Source organism: Flavobacterium sp. SORGH_AS_0622, from assembly GCF_030818825.1.
Lineage (GTDB): Bacteria > Bacteroidota > Bacteroidia > Flavobacteriales > Flavobacteriaceae > Flavobacterium.
This window is the reverse complement of sequence record NZ_JAUTAX010000001.1, coordinates 2,724,529-2,748,675: the sequence shown is the minus strand read 5'-3', so window position 1 is coordinate 2,748,675 and position 24,147 is coordinate 2,724,529. Positions and strand designations below refer to the sequence as shown.

Annotated in this window: 11 protein-coding genes; 9 read left to right on the top strand and 2 right to left on the bottom strand. The window is 35.9% G+C overall.

What is annotated here, in order from left to right; translation table 11 throughout:
* Positions 1-21: 21 nt before the first annotated feature.
* From QE431_RS11955 to QE431_RS11935, 5 genes are all read left to right on the top strand, one after another.
* Positions 22-3,609 (top strand): SusC/RagA family TonB-linked outer membrane protein, encoded by a 3,588-nt coding sequence (locus QE431_RS11955; RefSeq protein WP_307296095.1) that lies wholly within the window; start codon positions 22-24, stop codon positions 3,607-3,609.
* A gap of 10 nt (positions 3,610-3,619) precedes the next feature.
* The gene (locus QE431_RS11950; RefSeq protein ID WP_307296092.1) at positions 3,620-5,017 is read left to right on the top strand and encodes a RagB/SusD family nutrient uptake outer membrane protein; all 1,398 of its coding nucleotides are present in this window, start codon (positions 3,620-3,622) and stop codon (positions 5,015-5,017) included.
* Positions 5,018-5,077: 60 nt separating this feature from the next.
* Positions 5,078-7,084: a TlpA disulfide reductase family protein gene (locus QE431_RS11945; protein ID WP_307296090.1), complete on the top strand. Its 2,007-nt coding sequence runs from the start codon at positions 5,078-5,080 to the stop codon at positions 7,082-7,084.
* The gene (locus QE431_RS11940; protein ID WP_307296088.1) at positions 7,084-8,499 is read left to right on the top strand and encodes an alpha/beta fold hydrolase; all 1,416 of its coding nucleotides are present in this window, start codon (positions 7,084-7,086) and stop codon (positions 8,497-8,499) included. The genes QE431_RS11945 and QE431_RS11940 overlap by 1 nt, the downstream gene beginning before the upstream one ends.
* A 100-nt stretch (positions 8,500-8,599) precedes the next feature.
* On the top strand, positions 8,600-10,672 hold the full coding sequence (locus tag QE431_RS11935; protein WP_307296085.1) for a thioredoxin family protein: 2,073 nt from the start codon (positions 8,600-8,602) through the stop codon (positions 10,670-10,672).
* A 180-nt stretch (positions 10,673-10,852) separates the two neighbouring features.
* Here QE431_RS11935 and QE431_RS11930 read toward each other — a convergent pair whose 3' ends face one another.
* Positions 10,853-12,421: a helix-turn-helix domain-containing protein gene (locus QE431_RS11930; RefSeq protein ID WP_057116022.1), complete on the bottom strand. Its 1,569-nt coding sequence runs from the start codon at positions 12,419-12,421 to the stop codon at positions 10,853-10,855.
* A gap of 606 nt (positions 12,422-13,027) precedes the next feature.
* On the opposite strand from QE431_RS11930, the gene QE431_RS11925 reads away from it, so the two are divergent.
* From QE431_RS11925 to QE431_RS11910, 4 genes are all read left to right on the top strand, one after another.
* Positions 13,028-13,732 (top strand): hypothetical protein, encoded by a 705-nt coding sequence (locus QE431_RS11925; RefSeq protein WP_134142162.1) that lies wholly within the window; start codon positions 13,028-13,030, stop codon positions 13,730-13,732.
* A 10-nt stretch (positions 13,733-13,742) separates the two neighbouring features.
* Entirely contained in the window at positions 13,743-20,567 is a 6,825-nt protein-coding gene (locus tag QE431_RS11920) for an Ig-like domain-containing protein (protein WP_307296076.1), read from the top strand.
* A gap of 61 nt (positions 20,568-20,628) precedes the next feature.
* Positions 20,629-21,540 (top strand): type IX secretion system membrane protein PorP/SprF, encoded by a 912-nt coding sequence (locus QE431_RS11915; RefSeq protein WP_057116019.1) that lies wholly within the window; start codon positions 20,629-20,631, stop codon positions 21,538-21,540.
* 2 nt (positions 21,541-21,542) lie between these two features.
* Positions 21,543-23,504, top strand: a complete 1,962-nt coding sequence (locus QE431_RS11910) for an OmpA family protein (RefSeq protein WP_307296073.1) — start codon at positions 21,543-21,545, stop codon at positions 23,502-23,504.
* 147 nt (positions 23,505-23,651) lie between these two features.
* Here QE431_RS11910 and QE431_RS11905 read toward each other — a convergent pair whose 3' ends face one another.
* Positions 23,652-24,119, bottom strand: a complete 468-nt coding sequence (locus tag QE431_RS11905) for an STAS/SEC14 domain-containing protein (protein ID WP_307296070.1) — start codon at positions 24,117-24,119, stop codon at positions 23,652-23,654.
* Positions 24,120-24,147: the final 28 nt, after the last annotated feature.

Sequence of the window (24,147 nt, the reverse complement as noted above, 5' to 3'; positions counted from 1 at the left end):
CCAACCAAAACATTTAAAAGTATGAAAAAAAACCTATCCGCAAAAGATTGTGGGGTAAAATCCGCTCTTTGGGATAAATTTCTTGCCATTATGAAGAAATCCCTAATATTATCAATATTTTTTACCCATATAGTCGCTTTCGCTTATGCGCAGAAAGTCACTATTAAGGCAAGAAACCAATCTGTATCGGCTGTTTTAAAAACTATTACCCGCAAGACCAATGTGGAATTCTTCTATAGCGATGATGTCTTTGATGCACAGAGAAGAGTTGATATAGCTGTCAATAATGCCGATGTTATGGCAGTAATTAAACAATTAATTGGTGAGGGTTATAAGGCAGAATTTGTAAACAGCAAACTGATTGTTATTGCACTAAACCCAAAAGTAAAGACAGTCCAAACTTCTGTAATGGAAGAAAAAGTAAAAATTAAGGGAGTTGTTACCAATTCAAAAAAAGAATATTTAATTGGTGCAACTGTCTGGGTAAAAGGTACAAAAGATGGTGCAGTTACCAACTTTGACGGCTCGTATGAAATCATGGCCAAAAAAGGTGATGTACTGATTTTTGAGTATATGGGTTATAAAAAACTAGAAGTTATAGTTTCTGACAGTTTGATTATCAATCCCATCATGCTAGAAGATATCAGTAAATTAGATGAAGTAAAAATCGTTTCTACAGGTTATCAAAATATTGATAAAGAACGTTCTACAGGTTCTTTTGCTGTAATTACGGCAAAAGATTTAGAAAAAATCCCGGTAAACAACGTATTACACAGGCTGGAAGGTCAGGTTGCCGGTCTGCAATTAGATTTATTAGATTCCGATAATACTTTTGTGTACGGAAGAAAATTTGGTTCTGGAGCTGAAAAAACAGCTTATAATATTGCTATCAGAGGAAAATCTACTGTATCGCCCACATCTAATGCAATGCCATTAATTGTACTTGACGGAACACCTACAGAATTGGACATAAGAACGATAAATCCAAATGATATAGAGAAAATTACTTTTCTAAAAGATGCGGCTGCGGCTTCTATTTATGGTGCAAGAGCAGCAAATGGGGTTATGGTAATTAATACCAAAAAAGGAAAGCAAGGACAAACCAGAATTAATTTTTCTCAAAATTACGGTTTCTCCAATAAGCCTTCTTTATCAAAATTACCCTTGATGAATTCTTCTCAGGTTTTAAATTTAGAGCAGGAATTTGTAGATAAAAATCTGGTTACAGATCCAGCAAGTGTAACATACATGCTTACTTCACCAGTTAGTCAGGGAATGGATTTGATGTTTCAGTACAAGCGTGGTCAAATAACACAGGCGCAAAGAGATGCCGGATTAGATGTTTTACGTGGTCGTAATACTTACGGTCAGACAGAGCAGTATTTGCTGCAAGCTTCAACCAGTCAAAATTACAACTTATCGTTCAGCGGTGCAGAGAATGACTATTCCTATTTCATGTCAGGATCCTATTCTAAAGAAGAAACTCAGGCAAAAGGAAGCGACGGACAACGTTTGACTTTATTGTCTAATCAGGATTTTAAGCTTTTCAATTATGTAAAAATGACAACTAGCTTAAGAGGTTCTATTTTTAAATACAATGAAAATTCTTTAGGACTTTCTCCTTTAGGAGCTTCATTGAATACTTTACTGCCTTACGATCAAATCGTTGGAGATAATGGTAACTCAGTTGATTATTACCGTCGTTATTATGCTGGGCAAACTATTCCGCTGGAACAGAAAGGGTATCTGCCGTGGACTTATAATTATATTGATGAATTAAATAATCTAGATAATACCATAGACGAGCAAAATTTTGGAGCTACCGTTTCCGCTACTCTTCCTTTATTAAAAGGTTTAGATGCTGTTGGTACATATTCTGTAGAAACTTCAACTTCATCAAATGATAATATGTATAACGAAAATACCTATTACGCTCGCGATAGAATCAATTCTGCTACTTCAATAAACAGTAACGGTGATTTAGTATACGGAATTCCGTTAGGAGGTATTTTTCAAAGTAATAGATTTGGAAAAACCAGCTCTACAATGCGAGGACAATTAAATTATGATGGCATTATTGGTCAAGATCATTTGATTAATGCCATGGGAGGTATTGAAGCAAGAGAAACTGGAGAAACCCAAGATTCACGAACACTTTACGGCTACAATTCAAAAACGCAGACTTCTGTAGATATTCCATCACAAAATTATGTAGATGTTAACGGATATAATTATACTCTAAGCAATGGTAATGTTCATAAAGATTTCCATAGAAGATTTTTATCTTATTATGCTAATGCAGGTTACACTTTCAAAAATAAATATACACTTACAGGAAGTGCACGTTTAGATGATTATAACAATTTTGGGGTAAGCAAAAAATTAAGAAGAACACCATTATGGTCTACTGGAGCAAAATGGAATATTAAAGAAGAATCTTTTCTTAAAGACGTAAATTTAGTTAATAATTTAGCTTTAAGAGCGAGTTACGGATTTAACGGAAATATCAATTTAGAGGTTTTTCCTTTTACAAATATTAGTATAAGTGATTTAGATACTTTTTCACAGCAGCCTTACGCTTTTATCTCGCAGCCTGCAAATCCAAATTTACGTTGGGAAAAAACAGGGATTTTAAACTTTGGAGTGGATTTCTCGCTCTTAAATAGCAGATTAAATGGTACAGTTGAATATTATAAAAAAGACAGTAAAGATTTAATCGTTGAATTCCCTGTATCTCCATTTTATGGCGTATCAAATAATATGCTGGTACAAAATGCAGCAACTTTAGCAGGTCATGGAATCGATTTAAGTTTAAACGGAACCATCCTTAAAGCAAAAGATTTTTCATGGGATTCTGCTCTAGTAGTTTCTTTCAATAAGACAGAAGTTACAGATTCTCGTTTCCAAAACTACAGCCAGTATTTAAATGGTTCAGGAGGTACACCACCTATTGAAGGCTACCCGTTGAACAGTATTTTTGCTTTTAGGTCAGCAGGATTAGACGCAACTGGAAGAACTCAGGTATATGATAAAGATGGTAATATCGTAAATTCTTTTACTTCTCTAAAAGATATTGCGGACATGAAGTACATGGGAACTAACATTCCTTCGTATTACGGAAGTTTCAGCCAGACTTTCAATTATAAAAAATTGTCATTATATATTTTGGCGACTTACAAGTTTGATTATGTATTATTTAAACCAACTTATGGAGGTTACGTAAACAGACAGGGCAGATTTAATCAATACGATTTAAATACAGATATCGATCAAAGATGGAGAAATCCAGGAGACGAAGCGACAACTTCTGTACCGGGAATTCAGGGGTCAACAGGACTAAGTTATGTACGATATATGTTTGCAGATGACAGAATTATTGAAGGAGATCATATCCGTTTCAGAGAACTTTCATTAAAATATGATTTGACAAGTCTGATTGACAGAGGAATTGTAAGAGGGGCTTCGGTAAATTTTACAGCTAGAAATCTTGGTTTCTTCTGGAGAAAAAATAAAGATGGCTTAGATCCTGACTTTTTACCTTATACAGGAGCTAATATGAAACTGCCTGCAACGGCGATTTATTCAATTGGTTTTAATGTTAATTTTTAATTTTTTAAAGATGAAAAAATATTTAAAATACATAGCAATTGCTGCAGCAGGAGTTCTTGTTTTAAGCTGTGATAATTATGTGGATATCAAAACAGAAGGGAAACTAATACCTGAAGAAACATCAAATTATAGATATCTTCTAAATAACAGTTCTACATTAGACAAAACTTATGGTAGTATAGATGTAGCATCAGATGATATTAGTTTTCAAAATGAAGCTCATACCACTGCATTAGCGGCTGCAGATTACCTTCGACCTTTTAGAAATTTGTATAAATGGTCTGATGTTGTCTATTTTGACGGTGAGACGGATTATGATATGAGTAATCTTTATAATGCATTATACACTGTTAATGTAGTTATCAATGAAGTAATGAAAAGTAAAAATGGAACGGAAGCCGAAAAAGCAGCCATAAAGGGTGAAGCAGAAGTACATCGTGCTTTTATTTTTCTAACGCTGGTGAATACTTTTGGAAAAGCGTATGATGCCAATACTTCGGCTACAGATCTGGGAATTGTTCTTTTTACAACACCAACTGTTTCAGATGACATTAAAAGAAGTTCTGTACAGGATGCTTACAATCTAATTCTTAGCGATCTTAATGATGCAGTAAATTCAGGATTAAAACCTGTAAATTCTGGCAACAATGTGGCCTTTCCATCCAGAGCAGCGGCATATGCACTTTTGGCGAGAACCTATTTGTATATGCGTAATTATCCGCTGGCTTTGGAAAATGCCGAAAAAGCACTAGCATTACAAAACACACTTAACAATCTGGAAGATTATGAATTTGCGGCTTATCCGTCAAGAAAACTTGATAAAGAATTGATTTTATCAAAATGGAATGGATATAGTTCTTACTCTTATGCACCGCAAATATTATCGTTAAGCAATGAGTTGATCAATTCGTTTGATACCAATGATTTACGCTACGTACTTTTTACACAGCCATCAAGCAGTTTTAATTCGGAATATACTTTAGGAAGAACATATTCTAAAGAAGGTTTGACAGGAGAAAGCAGAAACGCAGGCCCTACTGTACCTGAAATGATGCTGATAAAAGCAGAATGTCTGGCGAGAGCAGGTTCTGGCGATTTAGCAATGGCAGAAATAAATAAATTAAGACAAAAAAGATTCAGAGCTTCACAATACACTGCTATGACAGCAACAGACAGTAAAGACGCTCTAATCAAAGTTTTAGCAGAAAGAAGGAGAGAGTTAATGGCAACTGGAGGCTTTAGATGGTTTGATTTAAAACGCTTAAACAAAGAACCCGAATTTGCCAAAACCATTACCCATGATTTTGCAGGACAAACCTTCACACTTGCCCCAAATAGTGATCGTTATCAAATGCCTTTTGCTCCAATTTATTTTGAATATGCTCCAAACTTACAACAGAATCCATAATTTATTTAATTAAAAATGTGCACTCGATTTTTTCGGGTGCACTAAATTCAAAAAAAGAAAATGAAAAAATTAAAACTGGTACTATTTTTTCTGAGTATCACAACAGGTTTATTGGCACAAGATGCAGCACCGATGCAGAAAATTGTTCTGTCTCCTGAACATCCAAATCCAGGAGATGAGATCACTATAACTTATAATGCCGCCGACGGACCGCTGGCCAATGCCATGTATGTAAATGGGGTAGTGTATACCTATGATAATTTTAAATGGATTACGAATGATATTACTTTAAAAGCCGCAGGAGATAAAAAATGGGAAGCCAAAATGAAACTTTCAGATCATGCTTCGTTTATTAACTGCGTTTTCAAATCCGATACCATAGTTGACAGAGGACAAAGAATGCCTCATGCTTACATGTTTGCACAAGTTCCCGGAGCGTATACAGGCTGGGGAATTTTGAGAAGCAGGGCCTTTCAAAATGAAGTTCCAAATGTGGTAAGTGACAGCGCATACATTGCAGATCAGGTTGGTTTGATGTGGATCAACTATGAATTGCAATACCATCCCGAAAGCCGCAAAAAAGTTTTTTACTACGGATTAAAATTAAAACAGCTTTCAACTGGTACCGATCAGTCTGCAGCTATCAAGAAAGAATTACGAGGTTTATTAGCCGAAAAAAATCTAGATAATACAACACAATATGATATTCAAAAGACATTGTATTTATTAGATAATTCGACAAATAAAGTATTTACAGATTCTGTTCAAAAGGTTTTAGTAACGAAATATCCTTTTGGTGTTTTAGCCAGAGACAAAGAAATTCAAGAAATATTTAGGGAACCTGATTTTTCTAAAAAAGTAAAATCATATGATGAATTCAATAAAAACTTTCCGCAAAGCAAATTTGAAGATGTTTATACTGATGTAGAAAGTTTGTATTATGATAAAATGATTAAATCAATCGTTTATGGCTATATCGTAAATAATAAGGATTACAATTATGCTCTTAACAGTGTAAAATCAGTTTCTTTTACAAACTTATTGGACTATCACTGGCACTTAGTATCAATTCCTTTTGACAGAGATCACGAAGGAACTGAAAAAGCTTCTATAGAAACTTTAAAAAAGTATGCAGATATTTTTATGGGAGAAATGGAAAACAGATTAACCTATGTACCAAAAATGTTTGCTGGAAAATTATCTTTGAAAGAATGGCAGGAGCAGGCTTTACAAATGATGGCAAGAGAATATTTTACTTATGCTAAATTGGCTGAAGCAACAAAAAACTATGATGTAGAAGAAAAATATATGGCAAAAATTAAACCTTTATACGGTTATAATGATGCTGTATACAATGAGGTATATACCAGAATGCTGTTACGAAAAGGACAAACAGCCGATGCTAAAAATTATATGGCACTTGCAGTAAAACAAAATCAGGTAACACCACAGATGCTGGCTTCTTTAAAAGAAATTTACCTAAAAGAAGATGGTGCGGCTGCAGGATTTGAGGCTTACTTAGAATCTTTAAAATCTTTAAGCAATATTGAGCAACATAAGAAGAAAGTAATTTCAGAATTGATAAACCTTCCAATTGCAGGTTTTGATTTAGAAAGCAGCAAAGGCGGCAGAGTAAAACTATCTGATCAAAAAGGAAAAATCGTAGTACTTGATTTCTGGGCAATGTGGTGCGGACCATGTAAAAATGCTATGCCGGGAATGCAGATGGCAGTTGAAAAATACAAAAAAGATGCGAACGTAAAATTCTATTTTGTAGATACGCAGGAATATATAAAGGATTATAAAGAGCAAACCCAGGCATTTATCAAAGAAAAAGGATTTGATTTTAATATACTGTATGATGGAAAAAATCCTAAAACAGGAAAGTTAGATCTAGTATATGAGCAGTACTCGAAAGCATTTAAATTTTCTGGTATTCCAGAGAAAATGATTATTGATGCCGATGGAAAATTACGCTGGATGTCAAATGGATATTTTGGAAGCCCAAGCGAATTGGTAGATGAAATTTCAATTATTGTTGAGTACTTAAAGTCAGAGAAAAAATAATGAAAGGATTATTTAATTTAAAGAAAACAAACCTTCTTTTAAGATCGTTAATTTTCTTGATGATGACCAGCCAGTATAGTTTTGCACAAACTATCTGGCAGGGCCAGCATCATTCGTACCGTATTATTTTATCGGGAAATATTGACAGCTACCAAACAGATTCGCTGAGTGTCAGTATTCCTGAATTAGATATCAATAAAAAAGTAGTTACTGAAATAAAAGGAGACAGCCTGTCTTTTAAAAATGAGATGTATGGTTTCTCTTTTAAAGGAAAGTATAACCCAGAGAAAACGGCTATTTCAGGAATCTTTAATTATTACTCCATTCCAAATACAGCAGTTGTTTTAAAAAAGGAAAAAGAAATACAGCCTTTGTTTTTTGCGCAGCATCCTAAAAAGCCATATCCGTATCAGGTTATTGATATGACTTTTCTAGGAAAAAGCACCAAACTAACCTATGGAGCAACCTTAACAATTCCGCAGGATAAAAAGAAATATCCTCTGGCGATTTTAATTTCTGGAACTGGACAGCATGACCGCAACTACACCTATATGGGCAGGGAATTTTTCACCGTCCTGGCTGATGAACTCGCCAGAAAAGGAATTGCTTCTCTGCGTGTTGATGACAGGGGAATAGGTAAGACGTCGGGCGATTTTAAAAATGCAACAACAGGAGATTTTGCCGATGATGTTGATGCGCAGATTGCATACTTAAAAAGTGATAAAAATATTGATGCTTCTCATATTGGATTAATCGGCCACAGCGAAGGCGGTATTATTGCCTCCATTGTGAGTGCTAGAAATAAAAATGTAAAGTTTATGGTAAGTTTATCAGGTGTTGCAGTAAGCGGACTTGAAATGCTGAACCTGCAAAACACGGCAATTCTCAAAAATTATGGTTTTTCAGACAAAGTAGTGAATAAACAAATGGAAATGTATAACATCATGTTTAAAGCCGTTTATGATACAAAACCAACAGATTCTGTAACACCGGTACTGCAGCTAAAACTGGACCAGTGGCTCAAAACACAGGATTCGACTACTCTAAAAGAGATTCATATGTGGGGCGGACGCGAGAAAGATTTTATATACCGTTACGGTAAAGATGCAGAACGCAGATGGTACCGTTACTCGATTCATTACGATCCCAAGGATTATCTGCCAAAAATTGAAATTCCAGTTTTGGCTGTAAATGGAGATAAAGATATTCAGGTTCCCGCAAAGGAAAATCTGGAAAGTTTTAAAAAATACCTCAAAAGCAGCGACGTCACAACCAAAATCTATCCAGATCTTAATCATATGTATCAGCACTGCATAACCTGCAAGCAGAGTGAAAGTAAAGAAATCGATGAGGTTTTTGCACCCGAAGTTTTGCACGACATCTCTAATTGGATTTTGTCAAGGTATAAAAAATAATGATCTAATAAACATTTCTCCCGCCATTGTCAGGATTTGAATTTAACAATGGCTGCGGAGGATTGAAAGCTGCACAAGGCAATTCTAAATATTCCATAACATGAAAAAAATATTTCTTTTTATCGCAATTTTTTTTGCGGTAAGTAACCTTACTGCCCAAATTTACGATCCAGTTTCGTTTACTTCTTCCGTAAAAGAAATTGGAGAGAACAAATATACCCTAATCATAACGGCCAAGATCGATAAAGGCTGGCATATTTATTCTCAGAATGTGCCAAAAGGCGGCCCGGCACCCACAAGTTTTACTTTTCCTAAATCGAAAAATTTTAAAACTATTGGAGCTGTTGTTGAGCCAGAGGGACATGAGGTAGATGATCCAGTTTTTCAAATGAGGATTAAATACTTTGCAGACAAAGCAGTTTTTACCCAAGATATAGAACGAAAATCTGCAGATGCTTTTACCATCAATGCCAGCATATTTTTTATGGTCTGCAATGATAACAGCTGCCTGCCTCCAACCGATAAGGAAGTTAAATTCACATTCAAAAAATCAAATCTGCCGTTTCAAAACAATGAAACTTCAGCATTAAGTACAGTTCAAAAAAATACCGATTCGCCTGCCACAGATGAATCTACTGCTAAACAGGATACCACAAACAACACAACAGATTCTGTTTCTATTGCCAGCACAGACATTCCTAAAAACGTAAATAATACGGACCAAAAAGCATCAACAGGAAAAACAGCCCCTGATGAAAGCTTATGGACATTATTTTTCTTCAGCTTTTTAGGAGGTCTTGCGGCTTTGTTTACGCCCTGCGTATTTCCAATGATCCCTATGACAGTAAGTTTCTTTACCAAACAAAGTAAAAATAAAGCTGCAGGAATTAAAAATGCAGTGATGTATGGTATTTTTATTATCGTGATTTATGTGATTTTGGGAAGTCTGGTTACAGCCATTTTCGGTGCAGATGCCCTGAATGCTTTAGCTACAAATGTTGTTTTTAATTTAGTTTTCTTTCTTCTTTTATTGGTTTTTGCGTTGTCATTTTTAGGAGCGTTCGAAATTGTACTGCCAAGTTCATGGCTGACCAAAATCGATCAGAAATCAGAAATTGGCGGTGCTCTTGGTATTTTCTTTATGGCATTGGCATTAGCTGTAGTTTCATTTTCATGTACTGGACCAATTGTTGGTACATTATTAGTACAGGCAGCAAGTCAGGCGGGAATTGCACCAATTGTCGGAATGCTTGGTTTTTCATTAGCAATTGCATTGCCATTTGCTTTATTTGCAGCATTTCCAGGCTGGATGAACTCACTGCCAAAATCGGGAGGCTGGCTGAACTCTGTAAAAGTAGTTTTAGGCTTTTTAGAATTGGCTTTAGCCTTTAAATTCTTATCGAATGCTGATTTAGTTTTGCAGTTGCATTTATTAGAAAGAGAAGTATTCCTTGCAATTTGGATTGCTATTTTTACTGTATTGGCTTTTTATTTGTTCGGGAAAATCCAATTATCGCATGATACACCTGTAACTCATATTTCTGTTGGAAGATTGAGCTTAGGAATTATCGTATTGTCCTTTGTAGTTTATATGATTCCAGGGCTCTGGGGAGCGCCTTTACAGTATATCAGCGGATTTCCTCCGGCAAAACAATACAGCGAATCACCAAATGGTTTTGGAAATACAGTAACGCAAAACACAGAAAAAGCAGCTTTACCAGAAGGCGCGGAAAGTGGTCCAAACGGAATTCCTACTTTTCATGATTATGAGCAAGGTTTAGCTTACGCCAAAAAAGTAAACAAACCCATAATGATTGACTTTACAGGATATGCCTGTGTAAACTGTCGTAAAATGGAAGAACGCGTTTGGCCAGATCCTAAAGTCTTGAATGTTTTAAATAACGATGTTATTTTGATTTCTTTATATGTAGATGATAAAAGACCACTTCCAACTGACGAACAGGTTGTTTCTAAAATTACTGGTAAAGTCTTGAAATACAGAGGACAGAAATGGAGTGAACTGCAGATTTTAAAATATAAAACCAATGCGCAGCCTTACTACGTTTTAATGGATCATAAAGAAAATGATCTTAACAAACCCTCTGCTTATAATCCAGATATTAACGGCTACTATGAGTGGCTGCAAGAGGGGATTAGAAATTTCAAAAAATAAATCTGACTGCAAAAAGTATAAAACTGTAGCGTAAAATCGAAACCTTAACCGTTTAATGATTTAATTATAATTATTGGTTTTTCATTCATTATTATTTTAGAAGTATTTGAATTAGTAAGCTTGTACACTATTTGAAAAACCTAAAAGAGCTGTTTTGCCAACAGCTCTTTTTAATTTAATTTATTTTTTCTCTTCATTTTCTTTTTGCAGATATGTAATGAAGTTCATTGGAGAAACTCCAGTTACTTTTTTAAATGTAATTGTAAACCTGCTATGTGATGAAAAACCGCATTGATCGGCAAGATAACTAATTTTATATTTTAGGTAGTTTTCATCATTTTTTAATCGGTCGATGATGTAATTTATTCGCAGTTCATTGATGTAGCTAGCAAAATCTTTTGCTTTATGCTTGTTGATTACATAAGATAAATAGCGTTGGTTAATATTAAGTTCGGCAGCAACAGAATTTAGTGAGATATCTTTATTAAGATAATAGTGTGACTTTTTAAGCTCTTGTAATCCGTTTAAAATACTATTTTCAGTTGCTTCGGACATATATTCTCTTGACGTATCTTTTTTAGCAGTTACTGCTTTCAATACTTCTTGATCGTTTTCTTCATTTAATGTAGCCGCCGCATTTTTATCAATAAAATTTTTAAATTTTTTATAATCTTGTTTTCTTCTATAGAAATAGATTCCTATGGTAAGTAAAACAATGCAGATACATATCCCAATAATAATATAGGTGCTTTTTTTGTAATTGGACTGATTTATTGACTGCTTTTTATGAAGGGTTTTAATTAAATCATCTGCAATAATTTTGCGATTGTACTCATCGTCCTTCGTCAGTTTTACATTCCTTTCATTGTATTCAATATATTTTTGATTATCTGTTTTTTTATAAAATTCCATTAAAGAGGTATATACTTCCTGTTTAAGTGTGAAAAAATTAGAAGCCTCTGCTATTTCTTCAGCCTTTTGATAATTCAGGAGCGCCTTGGGATAATCTCCTATTGCAGTATAGACGCTGGCAAATCCATTATATATAAAACCTTTTAACGGGCTTTGTGATGACTGGGATGCTTCAAGTTCCTTATATGCCTTTTGATAATAAGTGAGAGAGGAGTCAGTTTTATTCAACAGCAGGAAATTTTTAGCTATCATTTCATCGTTTACAGCGGTCTGAAAATTGACATCAATACTTGCACCCGCTTTTTTAAACAATTGATTTCCTGCTTTAAGATTTGATATTGCTTTTGAATAATTTAAAGCATACATCTCATAATAGGCAAGTTCCTGTGATAAATTCCCCTGAAATTTATACATCTCGTTTTTATCCTTTATTTTTCTGCTGACAGCCACTGCTTTCTGGAGATGAATTTTTCCTATACTGTAAATTTCATTTTCTCTGTAGAGAGTTGATAGGAACCCATTTATTCGTGCCTGCATTGTATAATTTTGATCAATCAGCCCAAGACTGTCAGCTCGTTTTAATGAAGAAATTGCTTCATTGCGTAACCCATATTGGCGCAGGATAGTAGCCTTTAACATGCAGGCTTTAATTCTTTCTAAATTATTTTGCGAAATTTTATACAGATAGTCAGTATTATGCAAGGCTTTCTTTGGGTTCGAGCTCAATAAAACCTGAGCCGTTTCCGAGAAAACCTTATCGTATTTTGAATTTTGGGAATAAGTGAAAGAATTAAAAATAGTAAGAATAGTAAATATGAAAAAAGATTTTAGGTGCATATAGATTAGTAATGTAAATATTAAATAATTAGGCTAATAGCAATAGTATTATTTGTTTTAACAGCTGTTGTAAGAATTTTAGAAGAATTTTTGAAATCTACTTTTTACAATTATCCTTGAGATTTTGATTGTGTTATTGAAAGATATTTATACTAGTAAATTTAAAAATACAGCAATGTTCTAAAGTAGTCAAAATTATAATAAGTTAGTCAATTCTAGGCATTATTCACAAGATTAAATCTTTACGTTATAAATAATTTTGTGGAATAGTTTTGAGTGGGAAAAACAAACTTTTTCGACTGTACTACTTTTATTCTCTTGATTGAGCGTTCAAGCTTTATCAATTAACTAAAAAATGAGAAGCAGCATCTTTGCTTTGAATGCATTTGTCAGTAATTCTATATACTCACAGCTCTTATTGCTTCAAAAAGAACTTTACAATGTGCTTTTTTAATGTTCTGTAAACGAACTTTATATGTTTTTTTTCAGCATAGAATGTTTTTCTTTTTACGTAATAGATAAAGTGCCGGCCTAATTTGGCCCGATGTAGATATTTATTTTCGCACCCGGTTAGCGAAAAGCTATCGTAACTAAATTTTTCATTTTATGACATCGACTAATTACTGGAATTCATTCAGCTTCAAAAACGAAAAACTCTTAATTTATTTTTTATTGTACAGCTTGTTTTTTAGTTACAAGACTACAGCTCAAAACAATCTAAGTACAGTTTCTGAACAGTTCTATAAAACAATTTCTTTTGATGAAAAAATTGATTTTGGAAATGTTGATTCAGCCGCAACTTGGACAATTACAAATTCTAAAAGCAACAGCAGTAATTTTTTAAATGGCAGCGAAATCAATAATTACCAGTTTAAACAACCTGGTATATACGAAGTAAGCTTTCAGGAAAACGCAAAACATGACGGAGAATGTGATCATGCGGTTTTTCCAAAAAGATTTCGTGTTAAGGTAGAGCCTGTAAAGCTGTCTTTTGATTTTTCAAAAGTCAAATTCTCTCAAAAGCTTGAAAGGGGAAAAAATTATTCAGATTTAATAATCAGTGTTCCTGCAGAAATTATATCAATAGATAATTCAATTACCCAATTACCAGCTCCAAAGATGTCAGTTGCCGGAATAGGCGTATTGCTTAACGCAGAGCCAGTTGAAAAGGAGATTATTTTGACAGCTAAAAATCAAATACTCAAATATAAGGTTTCAGGAACTATAAACAATGAAACGTATTTAATGTTTGATTTTTATGATTTCAATAATGAAGTAAAGACCTATAATCTGCCGCAGAAAATAAAATAACCGATTACTTATGATAAAAAACTACTTTAATTTTAAAAAAATATTGGACTTAAAAAACACACTATATCTACTTGTTGTGTTTTTTGCTGGCATTGAGCTCTCAAACGCTCAATGTGCTACGCCTATAGCTGGCTGTTCCAATACAGACTTATCGAATTTTGGAGCAGCGTCAAATAACAATGCTGCTACTATTGAGTATGATAACTTTGTTTCGAGCTGGCATACTACCATTGTAAGAACCTCTGACGGATCTTTTCAGACTTGGGGTGAAACAATTTCCAATACAGGCGCAAACCAGTTAGCACCTGTAACGATTAACAGAACTAATTTTCCTGCGTTATCAGCAGGGGCAGTTCCTTTAAAAGCAGCATTAGGAAGTACTTCTTCTAATAATGTTCAAGGGATACTTTTAGCGACAGATGGTTTATATGCTTGGTCAAAACCAGGAATGGTGCTCGATGCATCGCTTACTACCAGTGCTGTTTTTCAAAAGCTTACTATAGGCGGAAATACTAATGGTCTTCCGGCTGGTGTAGCACCTGGTGATGTTAAGATGATGTTTGGAACTTACAAAACGCTTGCAATTACTACCTGCAGCGGCGATGTGTGGGTAATTTCACAAACTGCTGCCGTTAGGGGGAATGGAGCTTTGGGAAATAATACAACATGGTACAGAGTAAGGACTTCAGAGGCTGGTAATCCATTTTTGACTGATGTGGTGGCCTGCAGAGGTAATAATGACGGACTTATGGCATTGAAATCTGATGGGACTGTTTATGTGTGGGGAGTGAATGTATTTTTAGGAAACAGCACTGTTGCTGCAACTCAAAATTATGCCGCACCAATGAGCATTCCAGTTGGAATTACACCAAAAATGATTGGATCGACTGGTAATGGTACGCTGAGATCACATTATATTTTAGCAACAGATGGAAGTTTATACGCGTTAGGTAATAATACTAACAGACAATTAGGAGACTGGTCTACTGCAACTGAAAGATTAGCTTGGGTTCAGCCGCGATATAACTCTTCGAGTACTTCACTTATGAATGATGTTAAATGGTTTAGCCCTCAAGAACATGATTCGCAGTATGCTGCAATAAACGTTTTAACCAACGGCAATAAAATATATGCCTTTGGTAACAGCAACGGTTCGTTACTTGGAATAGGAAGTGGTACAGCTAATAATCCTACAACTCCGGGAGGCCTTCTGAATTCAGATAATATACTGGCGGTTGAGACTGGAGGACATACTTCGATGCTGGTAAAAAGCTGTGAAACTAAGTTTGGATATGTAGGACATAGAATCAGCGGAAGTATGGGAGATGGTACTAGTAATAGTACCAATGAAACTAGTTATACTTTCGCAACAGCGAATGTACAGATATGTGGTGCGGAATCCAATCCAGCTATCCAGCCGATTTCAACAGGAGGAGGACCAGATTCAAAATATTGTGTCGATGATCCTGTTTTATTAAATCCAACTCCTGCGGGAGGTACATTAAGTATTGTTAGTGGTCCTGGCAGCTTATCAGGAAATACTTTGAACTTTACTGCTGTAGGAACGGTTTCAGTTCAATATACTGTAACTACCTCGTGCGGCGGAACATCAGTTACAACTCGAAGTTTTGATGCCGCGCTTTGTCCTGCCGACCTTGAAATTACAAAAGTGGCAGATAATTCTGTAGCAAGTGTTGGAAATACTGTGGTTTTTACCATTACAGCCAAAAATAATGGACCATATAAAGCTACGGGGGTAACTGTAAATGATGTACTCCCATCAGGATATAGTTTGGTTAGTGCGGTGCCTTCGTCAGGTACCTGGTCAGCACCCAATTGGACGATTGGTTCCCTTGCAAATGGTGAAAGCGCTTCTTTATCAGTTACAACAACGGTAAATGCGACAGGATTATATACTAATACTGCCAGTATTTCTGGAAATAACCCTGATGGAACTGCAGGAAATGATGCAGCAACTGCTGCACCTGTAGTTCAGGCAGATCTTTCGGTAACAAAATCGGTAAATAATGCTACTCCAAGTGTTGGATCAACAGTTACATTTACAATCACAGCTTCCAATGCAGGGCCAAGTACAGCAACAGGAGTTAAAGTAACAGATGTTCTTCCATCAGGCTATACTTTTGTAAGTGCAACACCTTCAACAGGAACATGGTCAGCGCCAGATTGGAATATTGGAAATCTTGCCAATGGAGCCAGTACTACTCTTACAATGGAAGCAGTTGTGAAAAGTACAGGAATTTATGCTAATACAGCAAGTATTTCAGGTGAGGAGAGTGATGTGACTCTAGGTAATAATTCTGAAACGATTACACCAACAATTAATAATGCTCCAGCAGCTGTAAAAGATATATATACAGTTGCAGAGGACAATACAGTTACTTTAACACCGCTTATCAATGACACGGATGCGGACGGCGATGCACTTTCTATTGTTTCAATCAACGGAACTGCATTAACAGGTTCAGCACAGGTTATTACGGTTCCAGACGGAATAGTTAATATCTCAGCTTCAGGAGTAATTACTTTTACGCCATCAGCGGACTTTAATTCGGCAGCAGCGGTAAGCTTCCCTTATGTGGTTACCGATGGAAGTCTGACAGCTTCAGCGAATATAGAAATCACCGTTACGGCAGTAAATGATGCTCCGTCAGCTGTAAAAGATGAATATACTGTTGCAGAGGACAATACAGTTACTTTAACACCGCTTATCAATGACACGGATGCGGACGGCGATGCACTTTCTATTGTTTCAATCAACGAAACTGCATTAACAGGTTCAGCTCAGGTTATTGCCGTTCCAGACGGAACAGTCAATATCTCAGCTTCAGGAGTAATTACTTTTACGCCATCAGCGGACTTTAATTCGGCAGCACCGGTAATTTTCCCTTATGTGGTTACCGATGGAAGTCTTACAGCTTCAGCGAATATTGAAATCACCGTTACGGCAGTAAATGATGCTCCGTCAGCTGTAAAAGATGAATATACTGTTGCAGAGGACAATACGGTTACTTTAACACCGCTTATCAATGACACAGATATTGACGGCGATGCACTTTCTATTGTTTCAATCAACGGAACGGCATTAACAGGTTCAGCTCAGGTTATCACCGTTCCAGACGGAACAGTCAATATCTCAGCTTCAGGAGTAATTACTTTTACGCCATCAGCGGATTTTAATTCGGCAGCACCGGTAAGCTTCCCTTATGTGGTTACCGATGGAAGTCTGACAGCTTCAGCGAATATAGAAATCACCGTTACGGCAGTAAATGATGCTCCGTCAGCTGTAAAAGATATATATACAGTTGCAGAGGACAATACGGTTACTTTAACACCGCTTATCAACGACACAGATGCTGACGGAGATGCACTTTCTATTGTTTCAATCAACGGAACGGCATTAACAGGTTCAGCACAGGTTATTACGGTTCCAGACGGAACAGTTAACATCTCGGCTTCAGGAGTAATTACTTTTACGCCTTCAGCGGACTTTAATTCGGCAGCACCGGTAAGCTTCCCTTATGTGGTTACCGATGGAACTCTTACAGCCTCAGCGAATATAGAAATCACCGTTACGGCAGTAAATGATGCTCCGTCAGCTGTAAAAGATATATATACAGTTGCAGAGGACAATACAGTTACTTTAACACCGCTTATCAATGACACGGATGCGGACGGCGATGCACTTTCTATTGTTTCAATCAACGGAACTGCATTAACAGGTTCAGCTCAGGTTATTGCCGTTCCAGACGGAACAGTCAATATCTCAGCTTCAGGAGTAATTACTTTTACGCCATCAGCGGACTTTAATTCGGCAGCACCGGTAATTTTCCCTTATGTGGTTACCGATGGAAGTCTTACAGCTTCAGCGAATATTGAAATCACCGTTACGGCAGTAAATGATGCTCCGTCAGCTGTAAAAGATGAATATACTGTTGCAGAGGACAATACGGTTACTTTAACACCGCTTATCAATGACACAGATATTGACGGCGATGCACTTTCTATTGTTTCAATCAACGGAACGGCATTAACAGGTTCAGCACAGGTTATCACCGTTCCAGACGGAACAGTTAATATCTCAGCTTCAGGAGTAATTACTTTTACGCCTTCAGCGGACTTTAATTCGGCAGCACCGGTAAGCTTCCCTTATGTGGTTACCGATGGAACTCTTACAGCTTCAGCGAATATAGAAATCACCGTTACGGCAGTAAATGATGCTCCGTCAGCTGTAAAAGATGAATATACGGTTGCCGAAGATAATACAGTTACTTTAACACCGCTTATCAACGACACAGATGCTGACGGAGATGCACTTTCTATTGTTTCAATCAACGGAACTGCATTAACAGGTTCAGCTCAGGTTATTGCCGTTCCAGACGGAACAGTTAATATCTCAGCTTCAGGAGTAATTACTTTTACGCCATCAGCGGACTTTAATTCGGCAGCACCGGTAAGCTTCCCTTATGTGGTAACCGATGGAAGTCTTACAGCTTCAGCGAATATAGAAATCACTGTCACGGCAGTAAATGATGCTCCAATAGCAAATGATGATACAAATAATGTAATTATATCAACAGCAGGCGCAACAACCATCAATGCTTTAACAGCATCAGATGTTGACGGAACAATCGCTAATTATACAATTTTAACTTTGCCGCCAGATGGAGCATTAAGTTTAATGGGAACCCCGATTGCTGTAGGCCAGATATTGACACCGGCAGAAGCAGCGATGATTACCTATACTCCAAGCGGTACATTTACAGGAAACGTTACGTTTACTTTTACCGCAGCAGATGATTTAGGATTAACCGCAGTAATACCTGGAACAATCACAATTCCGATCGGTAATAATGCACCAGCAGCACATGATAATACCAATTCAAATATTCCTTCTAGAGCAGGAGCGACTGCAATTAAAGCGTTGACGGCGACTGATACTGACGGAACAATTATAAATTATATTGTAAAAACATTACCAGCTCATGGAGTATTAGCTTTATCGGGAGTGCCTGTTACAGTTAATCAAACTTTAACACCTGCAGAGGCTGCCATGTTAACTTATGATCCAAGCGGTGCATTTTCTGGAAATGATACATTCACTTTCACTGCAACAGATAATAATGGAGCAGTTGATGCAACTCCAGCAACCATTACAATTACGGTTGATAAAACTACATTAATAGCAACACCAGATCCAATAGGTACTGTAGTGGGTATAAATGAAGTAGTGGAAATAGTAAATGTTTTAACAAACGATACTTTAAACAACGATCCATTATTACCTGTAGACGTTAAATTAGATGTTTTAGTTAAAGATCCTAATAATGTACTAACATTAAAACCAGACGGAACAGTTGAGTTAATTCCAAACGCTCCGGCAGGAAATTACTCTTTAACTTATGAAATCTGTGAGAAAGTAAACCCTTCTAACTGTACTTCAGCGATAGTTTCAGTTACGGTTGAAGCTCCTAAAATGACAGTTACAGCCAACAGTTATTGTTCAGACAATACGCCTTATGTTTCATATAATGTAAAAGCTGATAATTTCACACCAAAAGGTTTATTGACCATTAACTGGATCGACAGCGCTAATAATATTGTAGCAACTCAAACCAACATGCCTTTAAGCGGAAACGTATTATGGCCGGGTGCTGTGGTTGACAGCAATAATAAACCAATTGACTGGCCGGGATGGGTATTGGTTAACGGACAGTGGATTGAAGGTAATGACGGTTTTGAATTAACAAGACCAGCTGTTACAATGCAATTTACATTAAATCCTACAGAATCAGTAACAGTAAATTATCCTGCACCATCTTCTGGCTGTAATGCAAGGCCTTATTTCGGAATTGAAGCAGAAAATGATAATGATAATATAACTGCTGACGGAATTAATGGTTCAGCTGAATTAATTAATGTTTTAGACAATGATAAATTAAACGGTGCTCCAGTAAATCCAGCAGATGTTATTTTAACACCAAATAATTTTCCAGCAGGAATTACTTTAAACAGTGACGGAACAATTGATGTAGCTCCGGGAACTAAAGGAGGAAGCCATACATTAACCTATCAAATTTGTGAAAAAGCAAATCCATTAAACTGTAGTGATGCAACGGTTAATATTTTTGTGGAAGTGCCGTCAATCACGTTGGTTATGAAAGTGGAATTAAACGACCAAAATAAAAATGATAATGCAGAAGCTGGCGAAACTTTAACCTACACATATACAATTACAAATAACGGTAATGTACCTCTTCAAAATATTACAATTTCCAATCTTTTACCAGGAATTGTAATCACTGGAGGACCAATAAGTTTAGCAGTAGGCGAAAGCGATTCTCACACTTTTACAGGAACTTATACTCTAACCCAGGCTGATATTAATGCTGGAAAAGTAGTGAATCAGGCAACTGCTTCAGGAACTACTCTAAGCGGTATAAAAGTAGAAGACAAATCAGATTCTAACAATGATAACGGAGATGTTCCAACAGAGATTGATGTGAACGGCTGTCAAGTAAAAATATATAATGCTGTTTCTTTGAACGGAGATGATATGAACGAGAGATTTTACATCAGAGGAATTGAATGTTACCCAGACAATACGGTTCAGATATTTAACCGCTGGGGAGTTTTGGTTTTCGAAAGAGATCACTATAACAATAACGATGTTGTGTTTAAAGGTTTCTCAGAAGGCAGAACCACAATTAAAGAGTCAAACGGACTGCCGGAAGGAACTTATTATTACATAGTAAGATACAAGGATAATAATTCAAGCCCTAAACAAGAGGCAGGATATTTATATCTGACTAAATAATATTCCTAATCAATTACAATGGCTTAGCCATAGGTTAAGCCATTATCTTAAAAATAAGTAAATGAAAAAAATAGTTTTAGTTTTATTATTTTGTTCTGCCATCGGTTTTGCACAGCAGGATGCTCAGTATACACAATATATGCACAATACCATAAACATAAACCCTGCTTACGCTGGTTCAAGAGGAGTTATGAGTGTTTTTGGTTTGTACCGCACGCAGTGGGTCGGACTTGACGGCGCACCAGAAACAAGTACTTTATCATTAAATACGCCTATAAGTAACAGTAATATAGGATTAGGATTTTCCTTAATTAATGATAAAATAGGTCCAACAACTGAGAATAATTTTTCGGTAGATTTATCCTATTCAATTCAAACATCGGCTGCAGCCAAACTGTCTTTCGGGATTAAGGGATCTGGTAATTTTTTTAACCTTGATCCTAACAAGCTGACTATGGAACATCAGGGAGATCCACAGTTTTCTGATTTCAAAAATAAGTTTACACCAAATGTCGGCGCAGGTATTTATTACCATTCAGATAAAGGGTATATCGGATTGTCAGTTCCTAATTTTATAGAGTCAAGACGTTATGATGACAACGATACTGCGATCTACAAAGAACTTATTAATTATTATTTAATTGCAGGTTATGTATTCAATTTAGACCGTTATGAAACGATAAAATTTAAACCGGCAGCATTAGTAAAAGTAGTCGACGGGTCACCATTACAGTTCGATGTTTCTGCCAATTTTATGTTTAATGATAAATTTACTGCAGGAGTGTCTTACAGATGGAGTGCAGCTTTGAGTGCTATGGCTGGTTTTCAGCTAAATAAAAGCTTATACATTGGTTATGCCTACGACCGAGAAACAACCAAATTAAATAATTACAATTCGGGTTCGCATGAAATCTTTCTGCGTTTTGAATTTATGAATAGTTTTAGCCGAATTACATCACCAAGATTTTTCTAATTATGAAAATGAAGAAAATATTATATACATTTTTTTTGTCTCTCTTTTTCTTAAATGCAGTAGCACAAAAATCAATTCTTGCCAAAGCTGAAAAAGAATACAATAATTACGCTTACGCGGATGCTATTGAAATTTATGAAAAGCTTGCAGCTAAAGGTTATGAAGATGAAAAAATGTTTCAGAGACTAGGAAATGCCTATTATTTTAATGCCGAGCTGCCAAAAGCGGCCGCGTGGTACGATAAGCTTTTTGCCTTAAATGCACAGCAGGAACCAGAGTATTTATACCGTTATGCACAGTCCCTTAAATCAATTGGAGATTATGCAAAAGCAGATAAAATGCTGGAGGTTTTCAATAAAAAAACAAATACAGACAGCCGTGGCATTTTGTTTGAAAATAACAAAAACTATCTGGAACAGATTAAATTAAATTCTGGCCGATTTGAAATTTCAAGTGTAAATGTAAATTCTGAGAGTTCAGATTTCGGAAGTGCTTTTTTAAACAATAATTTGGTTTTCAGTTCAGCTAGAAAAATTGGTAAAGCAAAAGGGAAAACATTTAAATGGACCAATAAATCTTTCACCAATATATACATTGCTCCAATAGATGCAGACGGAAATGTTTACAATCCTGTTCTTTTAAACAAAGAGATTAATTCAAAATTCAATGAATCAACTCCCGTATTTACAAAAGACGGCAAGACAATGTATTTTACCCGAAATAACTATTTAGATGGGAAACGCGGGAAAGATGATAAAAATATTACGCTATTAAAATTATACAAAGCAAATCTAGTAGATGGGAATTGGGTAAATATTACCGAACTCCCTTTTAACAGCGATAGATACAGCACTGCACATCCAGCTTTAAGTTTAGATGAAAAGAGATTATATTTTGCCTCAGATATGCCGGGAACATTCGGCCAGTCAGATTTATTCAGCGTACTGATCAACGCCGACGGATCATATGGCAGGCCGGAGAATCTCGGTCCATCAATTAATACAGAAGGTAGAGAAACTTTTCCTTTCATTTCAGCAGACAACGAATTGTATTTTGCCACTGACGGACGTCCTGGACTTGGTGGACTTGATATTGTCGTTTCTAAAATTTTGGAAAACGGCACCTTCGATCAGGTACAGAACATCGGGGAACCTGTTAATACAAAATTTGACGATTTTGCATTTATTATAGATAGTAATAGCCGTAAAGGTTATTTTTCTTCAAACAAGAAGGGTGGAGCAGGAAGTGATGATATCTACAAATTTACAGAAACCAGAAAATTGGTCTGCGAAAGAACTTTAACAGGAACAGTGCGCGACAGCCGACAAGGTGAAAAAATTGAAGGTGCTAAGGTTACTTTGTATGATCAAAACAACAAGCTGCTGCAAGAATTCATCACAGGAACTGATGGAGTTTACAGTTTTAAAGTCAACTGCGGTCAAAAGTATTCCGTTAGGGTAGAACGAAAAATGTATCCCGTTAAAGAAAATACGATCTTAATTTCTGCAGTTCTGGATAACAAATTGGATTTCACTTTAGAAAAAGTAAACATAGCGGGCATAGAAATGCCGGAACTAAAAACTATTAAAGTGGGAACAGATTTAGCTAAAACGCTAAATATTTCAATGATTTATTTTGATCTTGGAAAATGGAATATTACAGATGCAGCTGAAATAGAATTAAAGAAAATTTTAGCAGTAATGCAGGAATATCCGCAGATGAAAATCGATATACGTTCGCATACAGACAGTCGCTCATCTGCTAAATCAAATTTAATTTTATCCGACAAAAGAGCAAAATCAATTGTATCGTGGCTTGTTAAAAATGGTGTTGATTCCACTCGACTGAGAGGAAAAGGTTATGGAGAAAGCAAATTAATCAATAAGTGTAAAGATGGAGTAAAATGCTCTGAAGCAGAACATTTATTAAATAGAAGAAGTGAGTTTGTAATTTTGTCTATGTAATTTAACTGTATCAGTTTGTAATAAATAATCCCGCAGAACGCAATTGTTTTGCGGGATTGTTATTTTTAATAATTCTTTATTGATATTGTCAAGTGTTTTGGATAGACAGTTTTTAATCCTTCGTTAGTTCTACTATATTTTGCATTTTCAATCAAATTTCCTAAGATCTAAATCTGTATAGCCATTAGAAAAATCTTTTTCACCAAGGTCATCAGCATCTCTGTAAGATGGCGAGTTGTCAAAATATTGGATTTCATTACCGCTAACCCAGAGCAAGGCTTCTTTAAGTCTATCTTTCGAATAGGTTCGGAGTTCACCAGACACAATAAAACTAAAACTTCTGGCGAAAGACTGAACCTTTTGTGAGTTAGTAACAATCGCCGTGCGGTTCCATTTTCCGAAATTTCGCAGTCCGATCAAAGCATCTTCCACCCAAACAGGCATAATAAAATCTGGAAATTCTCCGTCTATAAAAAACAAAAAGTTGATCTCGTTGAATTTCTCAGATAATGATTTTACTGCTGGTGCTATGACAGTTTTGTAATCATCGGCCGTTAACTCTACCGTGGATTTGAATGCCACAGCCGTATCTGTAGTTTTTAGTATCTCTATCATATGGCAAGATTTATTATTTTATTTGAAT